Annotated in this window: 10 protein-coding genes and 2 tRNA genes; 2 read left to right on the plus strand and 10 right to left on the minus strand. The window is 49.2% G+C overall.

What is annotated here, in order from left to right; genetic code table 11:
* Positions 1 to 45: 45 nt before the first annotated feature.
* Entirely contained in the window at positions 46 to 2,307 is a 2,262-nt protein-coding gene (locus tag EJL91_RS06965; RefSeq protein WP_125141246.1) for a DUF6128 domain-containing protein, read from the minus strand.
* Between the two features lie 109 nt (positions 2,308 to 2,416).
* Between EJL91_RS06965 and nagB the strand changes: the two genes are divergently transcribed.
* On the plus strand, positions 2,417 to 3,142 hold the full coding sequence (gene nagB, locus EJL91_RS06970; RefSeq protein ID WP_125141247.1) for a glucosamine-6-phosphate deaminase: 726 nt from the start codon (positions 2,417 to 2,419) through the stop codon (positions 3,140 to 3,142).
* 291 nt (positions 3,143 to 3,433) lie between these two features.
* Here nagB and EJL91_RS06975 read toward each other — a convergent pair whose 3' ends face one another.
* The 3 genes from EJL91_RS06975 to EJL91_RS06985 all read right to left on the minus strand — a co-directional run bounded on the left by EJL91_RS06975 (position 3,434) and on the right by EJL91_RS06985 (position 5,960).
* Positions 3,434 to 4,099, minus strand: coding sequence for an HD domain-containing protein (locus tag EJL91_RS06975; RefSeq protein ID WP_125141248.1), 666 nt, complete (start codon positions 4,097 to 4,099; stop codon positions 3,434 to 3,436).
* A 152-nt stretch (positions 4,100 to 4,251) separates the two neighbouring features.
* Entirely contained in the window at positions 4,252 to 4,875 is a 624-nt protein-coding gene (locus EJL91_RS06980; protein ID WP_125141249.1) for a DUF47 domain-containing protein, read from the minus strand.
* Positions 4,876 to 4,907: 32 nt separating this feature from the next.
* The gene (locus EJL91_RS06985; RefSeq protein ID WP_125141250.1) at positions 4,908 to 5,960 is read right to left on the minus strand and encodes an inorganic phosphate transporter; all 1,053 of its coding nucleotides are present in this window, start codon (positions 5,958 to 5,960) and stop codon (positions 4,908 to 4,910) included.
* Between the two features lie 544 nt (positions 5,961 to 6,504).
* Between EJL91_RS06985 and EJL91_RS06990 the strand changes: the two genes are divergently transcribed.
* Positions 6,505 to 8,184: a hypothetical protein gene (locus tag EJL91_RS06990; RefSeq protein ID WP_243125263.1), complete on the plus strand. Its 1,680-nt coding sequence runs from the start codon at positions 6,505 to 6,507 to the stop codon at positions 8,182 to 8,184.
* 145 nt (positions 8,185 to 8,329) lie between these two features.
* Here the strand turns inward: EJL91_RS06990 and EJL91_RS06995 are convergent.
* The 6 genes from EJL91_RS06995 to tilS form a co-directional block, all read right to left on the minus strand.
* Positions 8,330 to 8,415: transfer RNA gene (locus tag EJL91_RS06995), tRNA-Leu, on the minus strand.
* A 39-nt stretch (positions 8,416 to 8,454) separates the two neighbouring features.
* Positions 8,455 to 8,536 (minus strand) — tRNA-Tyr (locus tag EJL91_RS07000).
* A gap of 182 nt (positions 8,537 to 8,718) precedes the next feature.
* Complete coding sequence (locus EJL91_RS07005) at positions 8,719 to 10,797, minus strand: glycoside hydrolase family 13 protein (RefSeq protein WP_125141251.1); 2,079 nt, start codon at positions 10,795 to 10,797, stop codon at positions 8,719 to 8,721.
* A gap of 453 nt (positions 10,798 to 11,250) precedes the next feature.
* A complete protein-coding gene (ftsH, locus tag EJL91_RS07010) occupies positions 11,251 to 13,029 on the minus strand; it encodes an ATP-dependent zinc metalloprotease FtsH (protein ID WP_125142091.1) in 1,779 nt (592 codons plus the stop codon).
* A gap of 42 nt (positions 13,030 to 13,071) precedes the next feature.
* Positions 13,072 to 13,596: a hypoxanthine phosphoribosyltransferase gene (gene hpt / locus EJL91_RS07015; protein WP_125141252.1), complete on the minus strand. Its 525-nt coding sequence runs from the start codon at positions 13,594 to 13,596 to the stop codon at positions 13,072 to 13,074.
* On the minus strand, positions 13,586 to 14,998 hold the full coding sequence (tilS, locus tag EJL91_RS07020; protein ID WP_125141253.1) for a tRNA lysidine(34) synthetase TilS: 1,413 nt from the start codon (positions 14,996 to 14,998) through the stop codon (positions 13,586 to 13,588). Before tilS ends, hpt begins: the two co-directional genes overlap by 11 nt.
* Positions 14,999 to 15,020: the final 22 nt, after the last annotated feature.

Here is a 15,020-nt window from a genome sequence, read left to right on the forward strand (position 1 = left end):
ATACTATGTCTGCCGCCGGTTATCACGGCTGCAGTAATGTGTCTTTTAATCGCCTATCTTTATATCCGTATACCAGTATCCGAAACGGCCGTCTTTGGGCGGCTGTTTCTTTGCCAGGACAAAGTCTGAAAAACCGAACATGGACGCCATATATTTCTCATTGCTGAGATAATGTCCCGGGACTCCCAGCAGATATCTGGCTTTTCCGCCAGGATTGTTCAGCCTCGCAAGAATCAGGTAACGGTAATTATAATATCCGTGAAGCAGGAAACTGTTGCTGCCGTATATCCATTCCTCCCTGGGAAGAAGTCCGATATCCTGAGGTTTGATGGTAAGCACCTCACAGCCGTCGGCATAGTCGAACGCGAGTATTTTCGGATATTTTTTCCTCATGGTTTCCCATACTTCCTGTTCGCTGCATGTATCGCTCAGATCCTTAAAGGGCGCCGAAACGCCGGATGGCGGAGCAGCCTCTTTTACTACCGGCTGCGCCTCCTGGGCAATGGGATTTCCCTCCGTTATGGGGACCGGGGTTGCAGAGCCAGGATCCGCAGGTCTCAGTGTTTCAGGTCTCAGTGCTTCAGGTCTTGGTGCTTCAGGTCTTGGTGCTTCAGGTCTTGGTGCTTCAGGTCTTGGTGCTTCAGGTCTTGGTGATTCAGGTCTTGGTGATTCAGGTCTTGGTGATTCAGGTTTTTGTGCCTCAGGACTTAGTGATTCTGGTCTCAGTGTTTCGGGGCTCAGTGATTCTGGGCTCAGTGTTTCCTGCCTGAGCGCACCTGTCTGCATTCCCCTGCGCTGTGCGCCGTATCTCTGCTGCCCCCTCCCGCCTCTCTCCTGTCCGTGCTGCATCTGCCTGCCGGATTCCTGTATTACCATACCGGATGAGCGGACCGCCGTTCTTCCTATCCCCTGCCTCTGAACACCCGGGGAACGGACAAAGTTTCTGCCATTTTCCTGCATCTGGGCAGATTTACCGTCCGGTTCCCTCGTGACCTGTCTTTGAGGTTCGATGAACTCCTGGGCTGTTTCCAGTCCATCAACCGCAGAGACATATTCGGCCTCCATCCTATCTGTCATGTTGCCGCCGGACACAGGCGCCCCCGTCTCCTGCACCTCCGCACACGAAGCAAATGTCCCTGCTCCCGGCACATTGATTTCGGCATTTCTCTCTTCCGGTGCCTCCGCCTGTGCCGTTCCTGTTACCGTTGCTCTTGTTTCAATCATTACCGGAACCGCGGCTTCCGTTCCAAACACTTTTGCTGCTCTTGTGTCTGCAAATCTGATTTCCCCTGCTCCTGTTTCTACAGGTACCGCTTTCGTTTCCCATGCTCCTGCCGTCTCTGTCTCTATGGCTTCATTCGCTGCCGTTCCTGTTACTATGGCTTCTGCCCTTTCTGTTTCTGCTGGCCTTGCTCCTGTCGCCCTTATTTCCGCCGCCTCTGTCTCTGCACTGGCGGTTTCTGCCGTTTCTGCTTCTGCTCTGGCGGTTTCCGCCGCTCCTGCTTCAGCCTTAACAGATTCCGTCATTCCTGCGTCTGCCGCTCTCATGTCCGCCGTTTCTTTCTCAGGGTTTTCCGCCACAGATTCTGTGTCTCTTTGCTGTGCCTGAGTCATGATCATTTCCCGCAGGCCGGATACTGCCGCTCTGTTTTCTTCAGATGGCTCTTCACCCGGATTTTTTCTCGGGACTTCCGTGCTCAGATAGACTACCTTTTCCCGGCCGTATTTGGCAGCGTTATATTCTTCCGCCTTACGCATCGCTGCTTCATGTATTTCCGCCTCTTTTTTCGACGTTTCCCTGTCCATCTCCGCTTCTATTTCCCTGGAAATAGGCAGAAGGTCCTGCTCTTTTTCCTTATGCTGCAAAATTGTCGGTTTTTTTACCGGGCTTTCCAATTTTTCAGCCACTTTTTCCGAGGTTACATCGGCCAGCTCCACTTCTGCGGCATGAGCTACCGCATCTTCCCAGATTGTCGTGTAGGATCTCCATGCGCTTTCCACATCATGGACACTGAGTCCGTAAAATTCTTCCAGGCTGTGTCCTGAATTTTCCACATCCGCGGAATTAACCACTGCCCTGAATTCCCCTGCGCCGTTTCTGGCAAACAGAGTTCCTATCTTGACCTCATCCTGCCCTGCAAGCAGGTATACTCCTACCGGATTTCCTCCGACGAATATCTTTTTGACATTCACCGTGATTCTGCATTGGTTGCCTCTTGTTTCCAATTTTGCAAATCCAATGTTCTTTCCGCGTATCCCTCCTTCGTATGTATAGATATATGAGATTAGTCTCTGATAGTTAGACATGCTATCACTCCTTTGCTATCTATTTTATGCTGATATGCATTGAAACTATGACTTAAAAATGGTATTCTAATCTGGAAAGAGGCGACAATATTGTATGGAGGGTATTTTCATGAAAATTTACAAGGTTAAAAATTACGACGAAATGAGCAGGAAAGCAGCTAATATTATTGCTGCCCAGATCATCACAAAACCGGATTCTGTACTGGGGCTTGCCACCGGTTCCACCCCTGTCGGAACTTACAAATATCTGGTTGAGAAATACAATAACGGAGATCTGGATTTTTCTGAAGTAAAGACGGCGAATCTGGATGAATATAAGGGACTTACCAAAGACAGTGAGCAGAGCTACTATTATTTTATGTACAGCAACTTGTTTCAGCACGTAAATATTGATATGAATCAAACAAATATTCCAAACGGCATGGCAGACGACCCTGAAGCAGAGTGCAGCCGCTATGAGGATGTAATCCGTTCACTGGGCGGAGTTGACCTTCAGGTTCTCGGCCTCGGACATGACGGCCATATCGGTTTTAACGAGCCGTCCGATATTTTCGAGGGCCAGACCCACTGTGTTGATCTCACTGAGATGACAATCGAAGCAAATAAGCGTTTCTTCTCCTCCATCGAAGAAGTTCCGCGCCAGGCATTCACAATGGGTATCGGAACTATTATGAGGAGTAAAAAGATTATTTTCGCAGTTAGCGGAAAAGATAAGGCTGCTATTTTAAAGGAAGCTCTCTACGGACCTGTGACACCGAAGGTTCCGGCATCCATTCTTCAGTTCCATCCGGATGTCATTGTAATCGCCGATGAGGATGCCCTTTCCGAATGCTGATTTAAAGCAACCATTTTGTCCATTAACAGGAATTTTAAAATGCATCGGTTACCGGTTTTCCCGCCGTCTGCCGATGCATTTTTTGTTGTCCTGCAGGGAAAAGTCCGTCCGCGTACTTTTCGCTCATTTTTATCCGTGATCCGTTTGGGGAATCTGGGAAAGGAATTTCTGGATTTGCGGGTATCTGATTGAATTAAGAAATCTGTTTAGATTAAGAAGATAGATAAAAACTTTCGTGCTTATAGAAATGCAGACTGAATGATATTAGCGAACCGCATCCGGGCTGCCCGATCAGCAGATTTTATTCCCGTTTGCATTCAGTTTGAAAGTCATGCCAAGGACAGAAGCCGCTCTTCTGCACATCAGCATCCTCTGAAGAAATATTTCAAAATAATCCATCATTGAGCAGATACTCTCATCCAGCTCCAGTTCCAGTTTAAGCGTTTTTTTATCCTTCTGAATATCCAGGGAAGATGAGATTACCGCATAGTTTACGCGGTCATGTTTATCAAACGCAGCCTTATTTCTGTTCCTGACCCTGTCCCTGCGGACATCGGTTTTATCGGCCAGTATCAAAGCGGCGGACACAGCATCCACAGCTCCTCCCGACTTCTCGTCGTGCATTCCGATGGCGTTAATGATTACCGCTATGTCTTCATAATCCATATCAAGCCCCCTCAGGATCTGATGAGCCATCAACGCGCCGGAATGAGGATGATCCATACGGTTCACACAGTTTCCAATATCATGCATATAACCCGCAATTTTGGCCAGTTCCACGGTGTGGCTGTCATAATCCAGGCGCTCCAGGATTTTTCCGGCCATCGCCGAAACCTTCACCGCATGGGCCGCTGAGTGGTCCGTATATCCAAGCACCCCCAGTGTCGTGTTTCCCTTGTCGATATATGCGTTAATTTCTTTTGATTTCTTTATGTCCTTATACGTAATCTGTGCCAATTGATTCCTCCTTCTTCATTTCCGCCTTTTTAGCGGTACGTTACCTATCTTAACAGAAGGAGAAATAAACTGATATCAACAATATGCAAAAGTTATGTCAGAACAATGTAAAACGGAGCGCATCTCACGGCCTTTATGAATAATTCCAAAAATCAGGTATTTTTCATAATCGCCATCTCCACGGTATCCGCCACATGCTCGCAGCAGTCACAGCACTCCTCCAGGCAGTCATAGATCGTCGTCCAGACCAGGATCTGCACGGCATCCGTTTCCTCGGTATACAGTCTGTGGACAGCCCTGGTATAAAGCTGATCTCCCTCTTCCTCCAGACGGTTAATTGTAATGATTTTCTCCTTCAATGTGGCGGATCGGCGGAAATTGCGAAAATCCTCCAGCATCTCTTTCATCGATGCACAGCATTTACGGATCAGTGCGGCAAATTCCACTGCCTCGGGCCGCAGACTCCTCACATTGTACATATAAAGATTTCTTAAAACCTCGTCCAGCTCATCTGTCATGTCATCTATAATGTTCGTCAGAGCCATGATATCTTCCCGCTCAATAGGCGGCAGAAACTCTTTCATCAGCTTCTCCATCAGCAGGTGCTTTCCCTGATCTCCCCGGTGCTCAATCTCATGGATTGCCCTGATTTTTTCCGGAAGGCTCGTGTATTCATATTCATTGAGGTTTTCCCAAAGCAGCTCCGCCGCCTCGCAGGAACAATTTACGTTATCAACAAGCATTGCAAAATAGTCATTTCCCTTTTTCTGTGCCATACTGCACTCCTTTCATTGCCATACTCCTAATCTCAAAATATCCAGATGAACAGCTTTGCCGTCAGAAAGCCAATCAGGCCGCAGCCGGGAAATGTGAGCACCCAGGTCATTACCATCTCCTTTACGACTCCCCAGTTTACCGAGGACAGGCGTCTGGCTGCCCCGACTCCCATAATGGCCGTGGTTTTCGTGTGGGTTGTGGATACCGGAATTCCCGTGAGGGAAGATAAGAGCAGGCAGCCCGCGCCCGCCAAATCGGCCGAAAAGCCCTGATAGCGTTCCAGCTTCACCATATCCATGCCAACCGCCTTGATTATCCTGTAGCCGCCTATGGAAGTTCCAAGGCCCATCACGGCAGAGCAGAGTATCATCAGCCAGATTGGGATACTGAACTCTCCGACGTCGGCATTGCCTTTGGCCAGAAAAATTCCCAACATGAAAACGCCCATAAATTTCTGACCATCCTGGGCGCCGTGCATGAATGCCATGGCTGCGCCTCCGGCTATCTGGGCATTGTTAAAAAATCCCCGGCTCTTGTTCCTGTCTACGCCTCTGCATAAAAATTGGACGATTTTGGCAGTCAGATAGCCCATAACAAAACCGAGTATAGTGGACAGCACTAAACCGTAAAGCACTTTAACCCACTCGGATGAATGAATTCCCTCCAGGCCTCCGTGAAGTGCAATTGCCGCTCCGGAAACGCCGGCAATGAGGGCATGGCTTTCACTTGTGGGGATGCCGAACCACCAGGCGGCGGTCGCCCAGGCCACGATGGACAAAAGGGCCGCACACAGCGCAATCAGCGCCTCCCTTGAGTCACCGCCAAAATCCACCATATTGTATATTGTCGATGCCACTCCCGCATTGAACATCGTCATAACGAGAACGCCCAGGAAGTTGAAGACCGCGGCCATAATAATTGCGGCTCTGGGATGAATAGCCTGCGTAGAAACACAGGTGGCGATCGCATTAGGCGCATCGGTCCATCCATTAACCAGAATTACCCCCAGCGTCAGAATCACAGTTATGGCTAAAATGGGACTTGCCGTAAGCTGCGAAAGAAAATCTGCCAACGAAATTGTCATAGTTATCCTCACTTTTTGTGTAATATCAGGTACTGATTATAGTATTGCGCAATACTTTGCCAGTTTATTATAATATTTTTCTCCGCGCCGTACAGTGTTTACGGCAATCCTTTACTCTTTTTTTACGCCCCGTCCCGCAGAGAGACTCTTCTTGAATATTGTGATTGCATCTTCAGTTGTATAAACGTATATTGTTGTTCATCGTTCTTTCCACCATTATATTTTCTATTATTTTTTGTATTTTACAACCGAATTCTTCCTATTAGAATGATACCCTAAGAATATTTATGAATTTTATAGATGATTGGATGAATTTTATATATTAGATATTAAAATTCACAGATGTTATACTTTTTGTATATTATATCCGATTTTTTTACAAAAAATATAGTAATTTTATACATACGGCACACCCTGATTTAGATTTTAAACGCATGTTATGATCCGTACAGGATAAATCTTGCGTCTGTAAGTTACAGGAAAGGAGGAAACAAATCATAAAGATATTTAAAAACGAAGGAGTGCGAAAGGAGAAGGAAAAGCTATGCGAAAAGGTTCTGGAAAAATTCCGGTTTCAGTCTTTGCAGGATTGGCGCTCGCTTCAGTGCTGAGCGCCGGTACACTGGCTGCGCAGGAGGAAGCCCGTCCCGCGATGGGGGATGTAGAGCGCATTCAGGCGTACACAGACGATACCGTCTACGGCACCGGGCTTGTGAAGGTGGAGGTTACTTATAACGCCGGTGTCCGGCTGACGGGAATTAATGCGGAAAGTTATATTCTGGAAGACCGCGGAACGCTGTCCCCGGATTACGGCAGGATTAAAATTGCGAATGCTGTCGTGGACGGTCAGACCGTCATCTTAACTGTAGAAAACGGAACTGCCGCCACTGAAGATAATGTTCTCGTCTATACCGGTGAAAAACCGGCGGGAACCCGTGTGCGGAACGCCTTTGGCGTATATTGCACCGGTGCCTGGTATCGTGATGAAAACGGTGCAATTCATTACGGCGGCAATGCCGATAATGGATATCTGCCAAATACCACAGGAATGGGCTATCAGGCCAGGGCCTGCCTGGAACTGAAACTGCGCCATGCGTGGGAGGAGCCTTCCGCGGCAGCCTGTCTGGCCAACGAAGCCGACGGCCAATACAGAGAAGGCGGCCTGTGGGCAAAAACCATTGACCTGCAATTCGGCGAAAGAGGGTTCCGTTCCTTTGAGCAGGCGGGCATCAGAGTGAGCAGCACCGCGGGAAGGGTGTCTGACGGCACGGGCGACGATTATGTCCGCGGCTATTTCTACGTGCCGGAACATTACGATCCCGCCGCCGGAATTGTTTTTACGCTGCAGGGCCAGGGAATCTCATACTGGAAACTCGCAGACGGCTGCGATAATGATGGTACCGGAATCATGTATGACTCTGCCACCACCTCCTGGATGAACAAAGGCGCTATTGTGGTCAATATTCATGACCGGTCAAGCGCCGGACCCGGAGTATATTTTAACATCTACGATTTTGTGGCGGACGACGTCAATGTGATGAAATATTTTATCGATGCCTACGGTGTCACCGGAAATGTCGTGCTCCAGGGTAATTCGCGGGGAACGATGGCCTCTGCGCTTATTATCAAAGCGCTGGCCGGACAGCCCTATCATCCCATGAATCAGAAAATGGGAAATACTCAGAACGAAACACATAGACTTCCCACAGGCGTTTATAACTTTAACATCGATGCTTATATTTGTCAGAACGGCACCTTTGGTTATGGCTACGACGACGCCGACTGGGCCGCTGTTGCCGGAACGGGGTTGAAAGTATGGGTTTTTGATGGAGAGCAGGACACGGACAATATCGACAGCGTCGCCAAATACAGGGAGATTATGACCTCGTCCAAAGGCGCTGACTGGGCAGCCAAAAATATACGTCTTACCGGATATCCATCGGAGCTTTATGCTTACTGGGGCGAGAGTGATCACTCCACCACACGTCTCAACGGATGGTATTTCAGCGACTCCGCTTATTACGGCCCAGACTGCCGGATCGACTCCGATACCGGAAAGCTCATTTATCATACAAAACAGAAGGACGGTACATCCTATGAGCTGAAGTCCCGCGGGAAAGCTGCCGGAAGCAGCAAAGCCGGCTACCAATATACCATCTATGATGAACTTTATCAGGAGTGGGCGCTTAAACGCGAAGCCGTTCAGGACGGCGGAACAAGCTGAGTTCCGACGGCTCGCTTACCCGATACTACAGTGAATCGGCTTTTAAAATGGATGATGCGGTCGTAATTGATGTGACCAGATAAAAACATATTAAAAAAGACTGGGAAACCTTGATTTCTCAAAGTTTCCCAATCTGCTCAACTAATGCCGGCGACCGGAATCGAACCGGTACGAAGTTTAACCCTCGCAGGATTTTAAGTCCTGTGCGTCTGCCAGTTCCGCCACGCCGGCATTCATGATTACTCATGACTGGCAATATTCAATTACCAATGGATGGAGGTGGATTCGAACCACCGAAGCGTGTCGCAACAGATTTACAGTCTGCCCCCTTTGGCCACTCGGGAACCCATCCAAAATTACTCTGACAGTTAAAAATCATATCATAATAAGGTGAAAAAATCAAGGGTATTTTGTTTGTTTTTGTATTTTTTTAATATGCGGCGGCGCTGCCATCCGCATTCCGGTCATCATACGGCCGTGATGCGGACGGCGGCGCTCTGTTTTCCCCGTCTCTCCCATCAAAAGGACTGTCTTTTACAATTCCGCCGCCACCAATACCACCGAACCGACGGGCGGCAGTTCTATCTCCAGTATTCCTTTTTTCACTTCATATCGAACGGAGCCTGCGTTATATCCCTCCTCGTAGGTGAGCATCCTGCGCTCCATCTGTTCGGAATCGGTCACTCCCACACGCCAAACCGGTACCGAGTATGTTTTCGCCTCATGGCAGGTATTGATAATGACGACTCCACGGCTCTCTTCTCTCCCGTCCTCGCCGCGGTTAAAGCGGCCGTAAGCGATCATCCCCCTGTCTGCGGCAAGCTGTATCAGGGATCCGGTCCTAAATGCCGGATTTCTCTTTCTAATCCCCGTCATATAGCGGTGGAATTCGATCAGTTCCAGGTCTTCATTACCCCAGGGATATGTCCGTCTGTTGTCCGGATCCGTCCAACCACATACACCGGCCTCGTCGCCGTAATAGATGGTCGGCGCTCCCGGCCATGTCATCTGGATAACGACTCCCTGGCGGAATATGCCGTAGCTGATACCCTCGGAGGCGGCCGCTGCTCCTGCCGTAGCGAGTCTTCCCGGCCTCCTGTTAGTCCTGGTCAAAAACCGTGAGTGATCGTGGTTGGACAGCTCGTTCATCGCTGTCATCAGCGAAGGCGTCTGCATCCGGCACATATGATAACGCATTGTGTCAAAAAACGCCTGTCCGTCACCGTATAGAGCTTCGTTCACCTCATCGCTGTGTTTCTCAAGCCCCGTCAGGAACCAGGACACCGGCTCCATAAATGCGTCGTAATTCATCACCGTGTCCCACTCATCTCCCTGAAGCCAGCTGCTCGGATCCCCGTAATGCTCGGCAAGCACCACGGCCTCGGGATTTGCCTCCTTGACCGCTTTCCTGAAATCCTTCCAGAACTGGTGGTTGAATTCTCCGGTCCGGCCGAGGTCAGCGGCAACATCCAGTCTCCAGCCGTCTGCGTTAAACGGAGGAGAAACCCACTTTTTTCCAACTTCCATAATATACTGATACAGTTCCGGCGATTCCTCATAATTGAGCTTGGGCAGCGTCGAATGTCCCCACCAGCCGTCATAACTGTCGTTAAACGGCCAGTTTTCCGTATTATTAAACTTAAAGAAATGCCGGTATGGGCTTTTATCTGATACGTAAGCTCCCGGCGGATATCCGCCCTCGTGCTGGTATATAAGCTCTGCGTCCAGCCACTTGTTAAAAGAACCGCAGTGATTAAACACGCCGTCGATAATCACCCGGATTCCCTTCTCATGGGCCGCTTCCACAAACCTTGCAAAAAACAGGTCGCTGGCCAGCAGGTTCTCCTCATCCGCCGTTCTGGCCGTATATTTGCCCGCATTGTCATTGTCCAGCGCATTGGATTCCACCAGTAAATCCATATCGTGCTTAAGCACCCCGAAATGAGGATCGACGTGGTCATAATCCTGGCAGTCATACTTATGGTTGGAAGGTGATACAAATATTGGGTTCAGATAGATGGCCTCCACCTTCAGCCCTTTCAGGTAACTGAGTTTATCCCAGATTCCTTTAATATCACCCCCGTAAAACCGCCTCACGTCCATCGCGGAAGGCAGTTCATTCCAATCCCTGACCCGTTCCACCGGTTTTCCGATATAAATATATTCATTCGTCTCCACATCATTGGAAGGATCTCCGTTACAGAACCGGTCCACATAGATCTGGTATATAACGGCCCCCTTGCACCAATTGGGTACAAAAAAGCCAGGAGTCATGCAAAAAGATGCCTCCCGGTCCGGCTGTGCCACCGCTCCCATGCGTCCGTAAAAACAAATATCATCCTCACGGTCCACTCTGAAACAGTATCGCAGAGCCTCCTCGCTGAGTATATAATCACAGCTATAATAATCAAACAGGCTGTCACTGTGACTGTAGCCCATGTCACGCTCTTTCATTCTGCCCTGTCTGTCAAATTCTATAAAATAAACAGAATCCGCACCATCCCGTTCCGTACGGAAATAGAAAATTACTCTCTGTCCGGCATCCGCCTCGCAGGGATGTCGGTAATCCTCTGTCTCGTCGCAAAACAGCGCTTCTCTGTTAATCCTCTCCATGCCATTCCCTCTTTCTGCTATCATCTCTATTTTATATGATTCCCGTCAAATACACAACATAAAACCTCGATTCACTGACCGTTTCCGACAAAAAAGCTGTTTTTTTACCGCATTACCGGCCAGCGCCGCAATATGCCGTTTCAGGGCAGTAAAAAGGCCAGCGGGGTAGCTGGCCTTTTTAGGAGAAGGTATTTCGTTCTTATGGGGTGTAGCAAAAACTATATAATGTATTGGGGGGGGTTACGAGTATTATAATAGCACAAGCGCCAAAATAAGTGTGCACAAACATCGTAAAATTTATAACTCTTTTTTGTGCATTTTAGGCACGGTATTTTTAGCCTGCTAAAGCAGTTATTATCAAAACGCACAAAGGCCGCGGCAATCAACGCATTTTGATTGTAGCGGCCTTCCCGGGGCCATTAAAAGGCCCATATAACGTCATTCTAAAGCGTATTAATCGAACAGGGCCTCAAACTCTCCCTGGCCTATCTTTTCTTTCTCAAGAAGCAGTTCACAGCACCTGTGCAGGACGTCCTCATGTTCCAGAATCAGCTTTTTAGCCTTCTCATGGCAGCTGTCGATAATATTCTTTACCTCACTGTCAATCGTGCTGGCAACCACCTCGCCGTAGCTGCGGGCGTGCGCCAGGTCGCGGCCGATGAACACCTCGTTGCTGTCCCCGCCGTAGTTGATCATCCCGACTTTATCGGACATACCGTACTCCGTAACCATCGCTCTCGCTATCGACGTGGCCTGTTTGATATCCTGGGAAGCGCCGGTCGTGATATCGTCGAAAATAATCTCCTCCGCGATCCGTCCGCCCAGGGAAACCATAATGTTCTGAAGCATCTTACCCCTGGTCATATGAATGTCGTCCTTCTCAGGCAGAGGCATCGTATATCCTGCTGCGCCCACGCCTGTCGGAATGATAGAAACCGTATGGACCGGTCCGACATCGGGCAGCACGTGGAAGAGAATAGCGTGGCCCGCTTCGTGGTAGGCCGTGATTCTCTTATCTTTCTCGGAAATCACCTTGCTCTTCTTCTCAGCTCCGATTCCTACTTTGATAAAGGCCTTTTCAATGTCCGCCTGCATCAGGAACTTCCTTCCCTCTTTTGCTGCATTGATGGCTGCTTCATTCATCAAATTTTCAAGATCCGCTCCGGTAAACCCGGATGTAGTCTGTGCAATGCGGTGAAGATTCACATCTTCTCCCAGCGGTTTATCCTTCGTGTGCACGCCCAGGATTTCCTCGCGTCCCTTCACATCCGGTCTGCCAACCGCTACTTTTCTGTCGAAACGGCCGGGCCGTAAAATCGCCGGGTCAAGGATATCCACCCTGTTGGTAGCGGCCATAACAATGATTCCTTCATTGACGCCAAAACCGTCCATCTCTACAAGCAGCTGGTTCAGGGTCTGCTCTCTCTCATCGTGGCCTCCGCCCATGCCGGTTCCCCTCTGGCGGGCTACGGCGTCAATCTCGTCAATAAATACGATACACGGCGCATTTTTCTTGGCGTCCTCAAATAAATCGCGGACACGGGAAGCTCCGACGCCGACAAACATCTCCACAAAATCGGAACCGGAAATAGAGAAGAACGGAACTCCCGCTTCTCCGGCCACCGCCTTTGCAAGAAGTGTCTTACCTGTTCCGGGAGGGCCTACCAGTAATACGCCCTTGGGGATTCTCGCCCCCACCCCCGTATACTTCTGCGGATTCTTAAGGAAATCCACAATCTCTTCCAGTTCTTCCTTCTCCTCCTGGAGCCCCGCAACCTTTGTAAAATTGATATTGCTGGTATGGCTCATCTTGGCGCGGCTCTTGCCGAAGTTCATCATCTTGGCATTCGCTCCGCCGCCGGAACGGGAATTCATAAACACAAAGAAAAAGATGAGTACGCCGGCCGATAGTGCAATCGGAAGAATTACGGTCATGAAATAATTATCCTGCTGGACCTCTCCCACTTTGTACGTAATGCCTGCATCTCTCAGAGCCATCTCGATCTCTTTCGTATCGAGAACGTAAAAATCCTGTTTCTCACCGGATGACATATAAAGCTCGATCTCGCCCGTCGGAGTTTCCCGGTTGGGCTTAATGACCGCACTGCTGATGCTTCCGTTCTCCAGATTCACCATAAAGTCCGTATAGCTGATCTTTCCCGGTGTAAATATACTCTGGTTTCTTGTACTGAATAACATGATGAGGAGCATTACAAGGATCAGAAGTCCCATGCCTCCTCCAAATGACTGCCGCTGTTTCAACTGGCTTCCTCCTTATACTTCCACTACTCCTATATATGGTAAATTCCGGTATTTCTGATCATAATCAAGACCGTAACCCACTACAAATTCATCCGGTATTGTAAAACAGGTATATTTAACCTGTACCTGCTTCTTCACACGGCGCTCCGGTTTGTCAAGCAGAGTGCAGAGCTCAATGCTCTTCGGGTTTCTCTGTTTCAACACTTCGATCAGGTAGGCGAGTGTCCTTCCGGAATCAATGATGTCCTCTACGATAATGACTTCTTTTCCCTCCAGTGGTTCATCCAGATCCTTAACGATCTTAACCACGCCGCTGGACTTCGTTCCGGCTCCATAGCTGGATACGGACATGAAATCAAGGGATACGGATAAATCCAGGCGTTTCGCCAGCTCGCAGGTGAAAAACACACCGCCTTTTAAGATACAGATTAAATGAACGTGTCTTCCTGCATAGTCTGCGTTGATCTGCGCCGCCACCTCGCTGATTCTTTTATTTACTTCCTCTTCTGTTAATAATACCCTGATTTTATCGGCCACTGTCTGTTCCTCCGTCTAACTGTACTTGTAATATGTTTTTCGTCTGTTCCGTTACCTTGTAATATTCACTGATTCGGTATCCCACAATCCACAAAACATGGCTTCCCTCGGCCAGAAGCAAAATCTTGCTGCGCTTCTCCCGGGGGATTTTTTCGTCGATCATAAAGGATTTTACCGTCTTTCTGCCCCCCGGCGCCAGTGTGATATAATCACCGGTGCGGCGGTTCCTGACAGATAACGTATCTTTTATTTTATCATAATCAAACCATTTCGTATACTGGTTTTTAGGAATTTCCTCTTGATTTTGGAAGGGAAATATCTGAATATCCATCCGGGGAACCGCGTCCGTGCGCTTATCCTGTCCCCCGTCTGACCCGTCCCGGACATCCGGCCTGTCCCTCCTTCGGCTGAATTCAATTCTGCCGTAAATATGTTTTGCCTTCAGGCCGTATGGCAGATCCACTTCTTTCCCTGTCCCCTTTTCCATCAGTTCCAGGACACTGTCGATATGCCCGGCCGTGACGTCTTTTAGGGGGCAGCCCATATTCCGAAGGATCCCCCTTACCACATAACCTCTTATCACTCTATCTTCTTTCAGCAATTCCGGAACAGAAAAACCGGGCTGTCCATCTACGCTATGCAGTCCGATCCAATTCCATGCTGTTTTTTCCAGATATTCGTCGGCTTCCCGGATCCGCTCTCCCGCCCTCAGGATATTCCGTATCGCCTGCTCATTGACGGACGATGTAATAACAGGCAGAATTTCATTGCGGATTTTATTCCTGGTATAGTCATTCTCCCGGTTGGTGGAATCCTCCACATATTCAATTCCGCAGCTTCGGAGCCACTCCACGATATCTTCCCTCCGCGCCCACAAAACAGGGCGGATAACCCTTCCCCTGACCGGCGCAATCCCGGACAGGCCCTTTAATCCCGTTCCGCGGAACAGGTTATGGAGAATGGTCTCGGCGCTGTCATTGCCGTGGTGGGCCGTGGCGATCTTAATCTCACCGGCATTGCATGAGCCGGCCTCTTTCTTTTCCTGCTCCCACGAGAGGGCCTCTTCCTCCAGAATCCTGTATCTGGCCAGACGCCCCGCTTCCTCTACGGAGATTCCCTGCTTCTTTGCTTCCTCGGACGCCATGATTTTTACAAGCTTAAAAGGGATGTCCCGCTCTCTGCAAAGTATTTCCGAGAATGCGACATCCCTGTCCGCCTCCTCTCCGCGGAGGCCGTGATGCACGTGGACCGCCCGAAGTCCGATTCCAAGTTCTTCCTTCAGACACCACAAAACGTGCAGCAGACAGACGGAATCCGCTCCACCCGACAGGCCTACGATTACACCGTCTCCCCGTTCAATCATATGGTTCTTTTTAATATAATCAAAGGTTTCTTTCTTCATTTCCTCATTTCCTGCCGCTGTT

Source organism: Clostridium transplantifaecale, from assembly GCF_900626075.1.
Classification (GTDB): Bacteria; Bacillota; Clostridia; order Lachnospirales; family Lachnospiraceae; genus Otoolea; species Otoolea transplantifaecalis.

Excerpts from the sequence above, each read along its gene's own strand:
- EJL91_RS06965 (WP_125141246.1), bottom strand. The coding sequence starts at position 2,307 with ATGTCTAACTATCAGAGACTAATCTCATATATCTATACATACGAAGGA.
- nagB (WP_125141247.1), top strand. The coding sequence starts at position 2,417 with ATGAAAATTTACAAGGTTAAAAATTACGACGAAATGAGCAGGAAAGCA.
- EJL91_RS06980 (WP_125141249.1), bottom strand. The coding sequence starts at position 4,875 with ATGGCACAGAAAAAGGGAAATGACTATTTTGCAATGCTTGTTGATAAC.
- EJL91_RS06985 (WP_125141250.1), bottom strand. The coding sequence starts at position 5,960 with ATGACAATTTCGTTGGCAGATTTTCTTTCGCAGCTTACGGCAAGTCCC.
- EJL91_RS06990 (WP_243125263.1), top strand. The coding sequence starts at position 6,505 with ATGCGAAAAGGTTCTGGAAAAATTCCGGTTTCAGTCTTTGCAGGATTG.
- EJL91_RS07005 (WP_125141251.1), bottom strand. The coding sequence starts at position 10,797 with ATGGAGAGGATTAACAGAGAAGCGCTGTTTTGCGACGAGACAGAGGAT.
- ftsH (WP_125142091.1), bottom strand. The coding sequence starts at position 13,029 with ATGGGACTTCTGATCCTTGTAATGCTCCTCATCATGTTATTCAGTACA.
- tilS (WP_125141253.1), bottom strand. The coding sequence starts at position 14,998 with ATGAAGAAAGAAACCTTTGATTATATTAAAAAGAACCATATGATTGAA.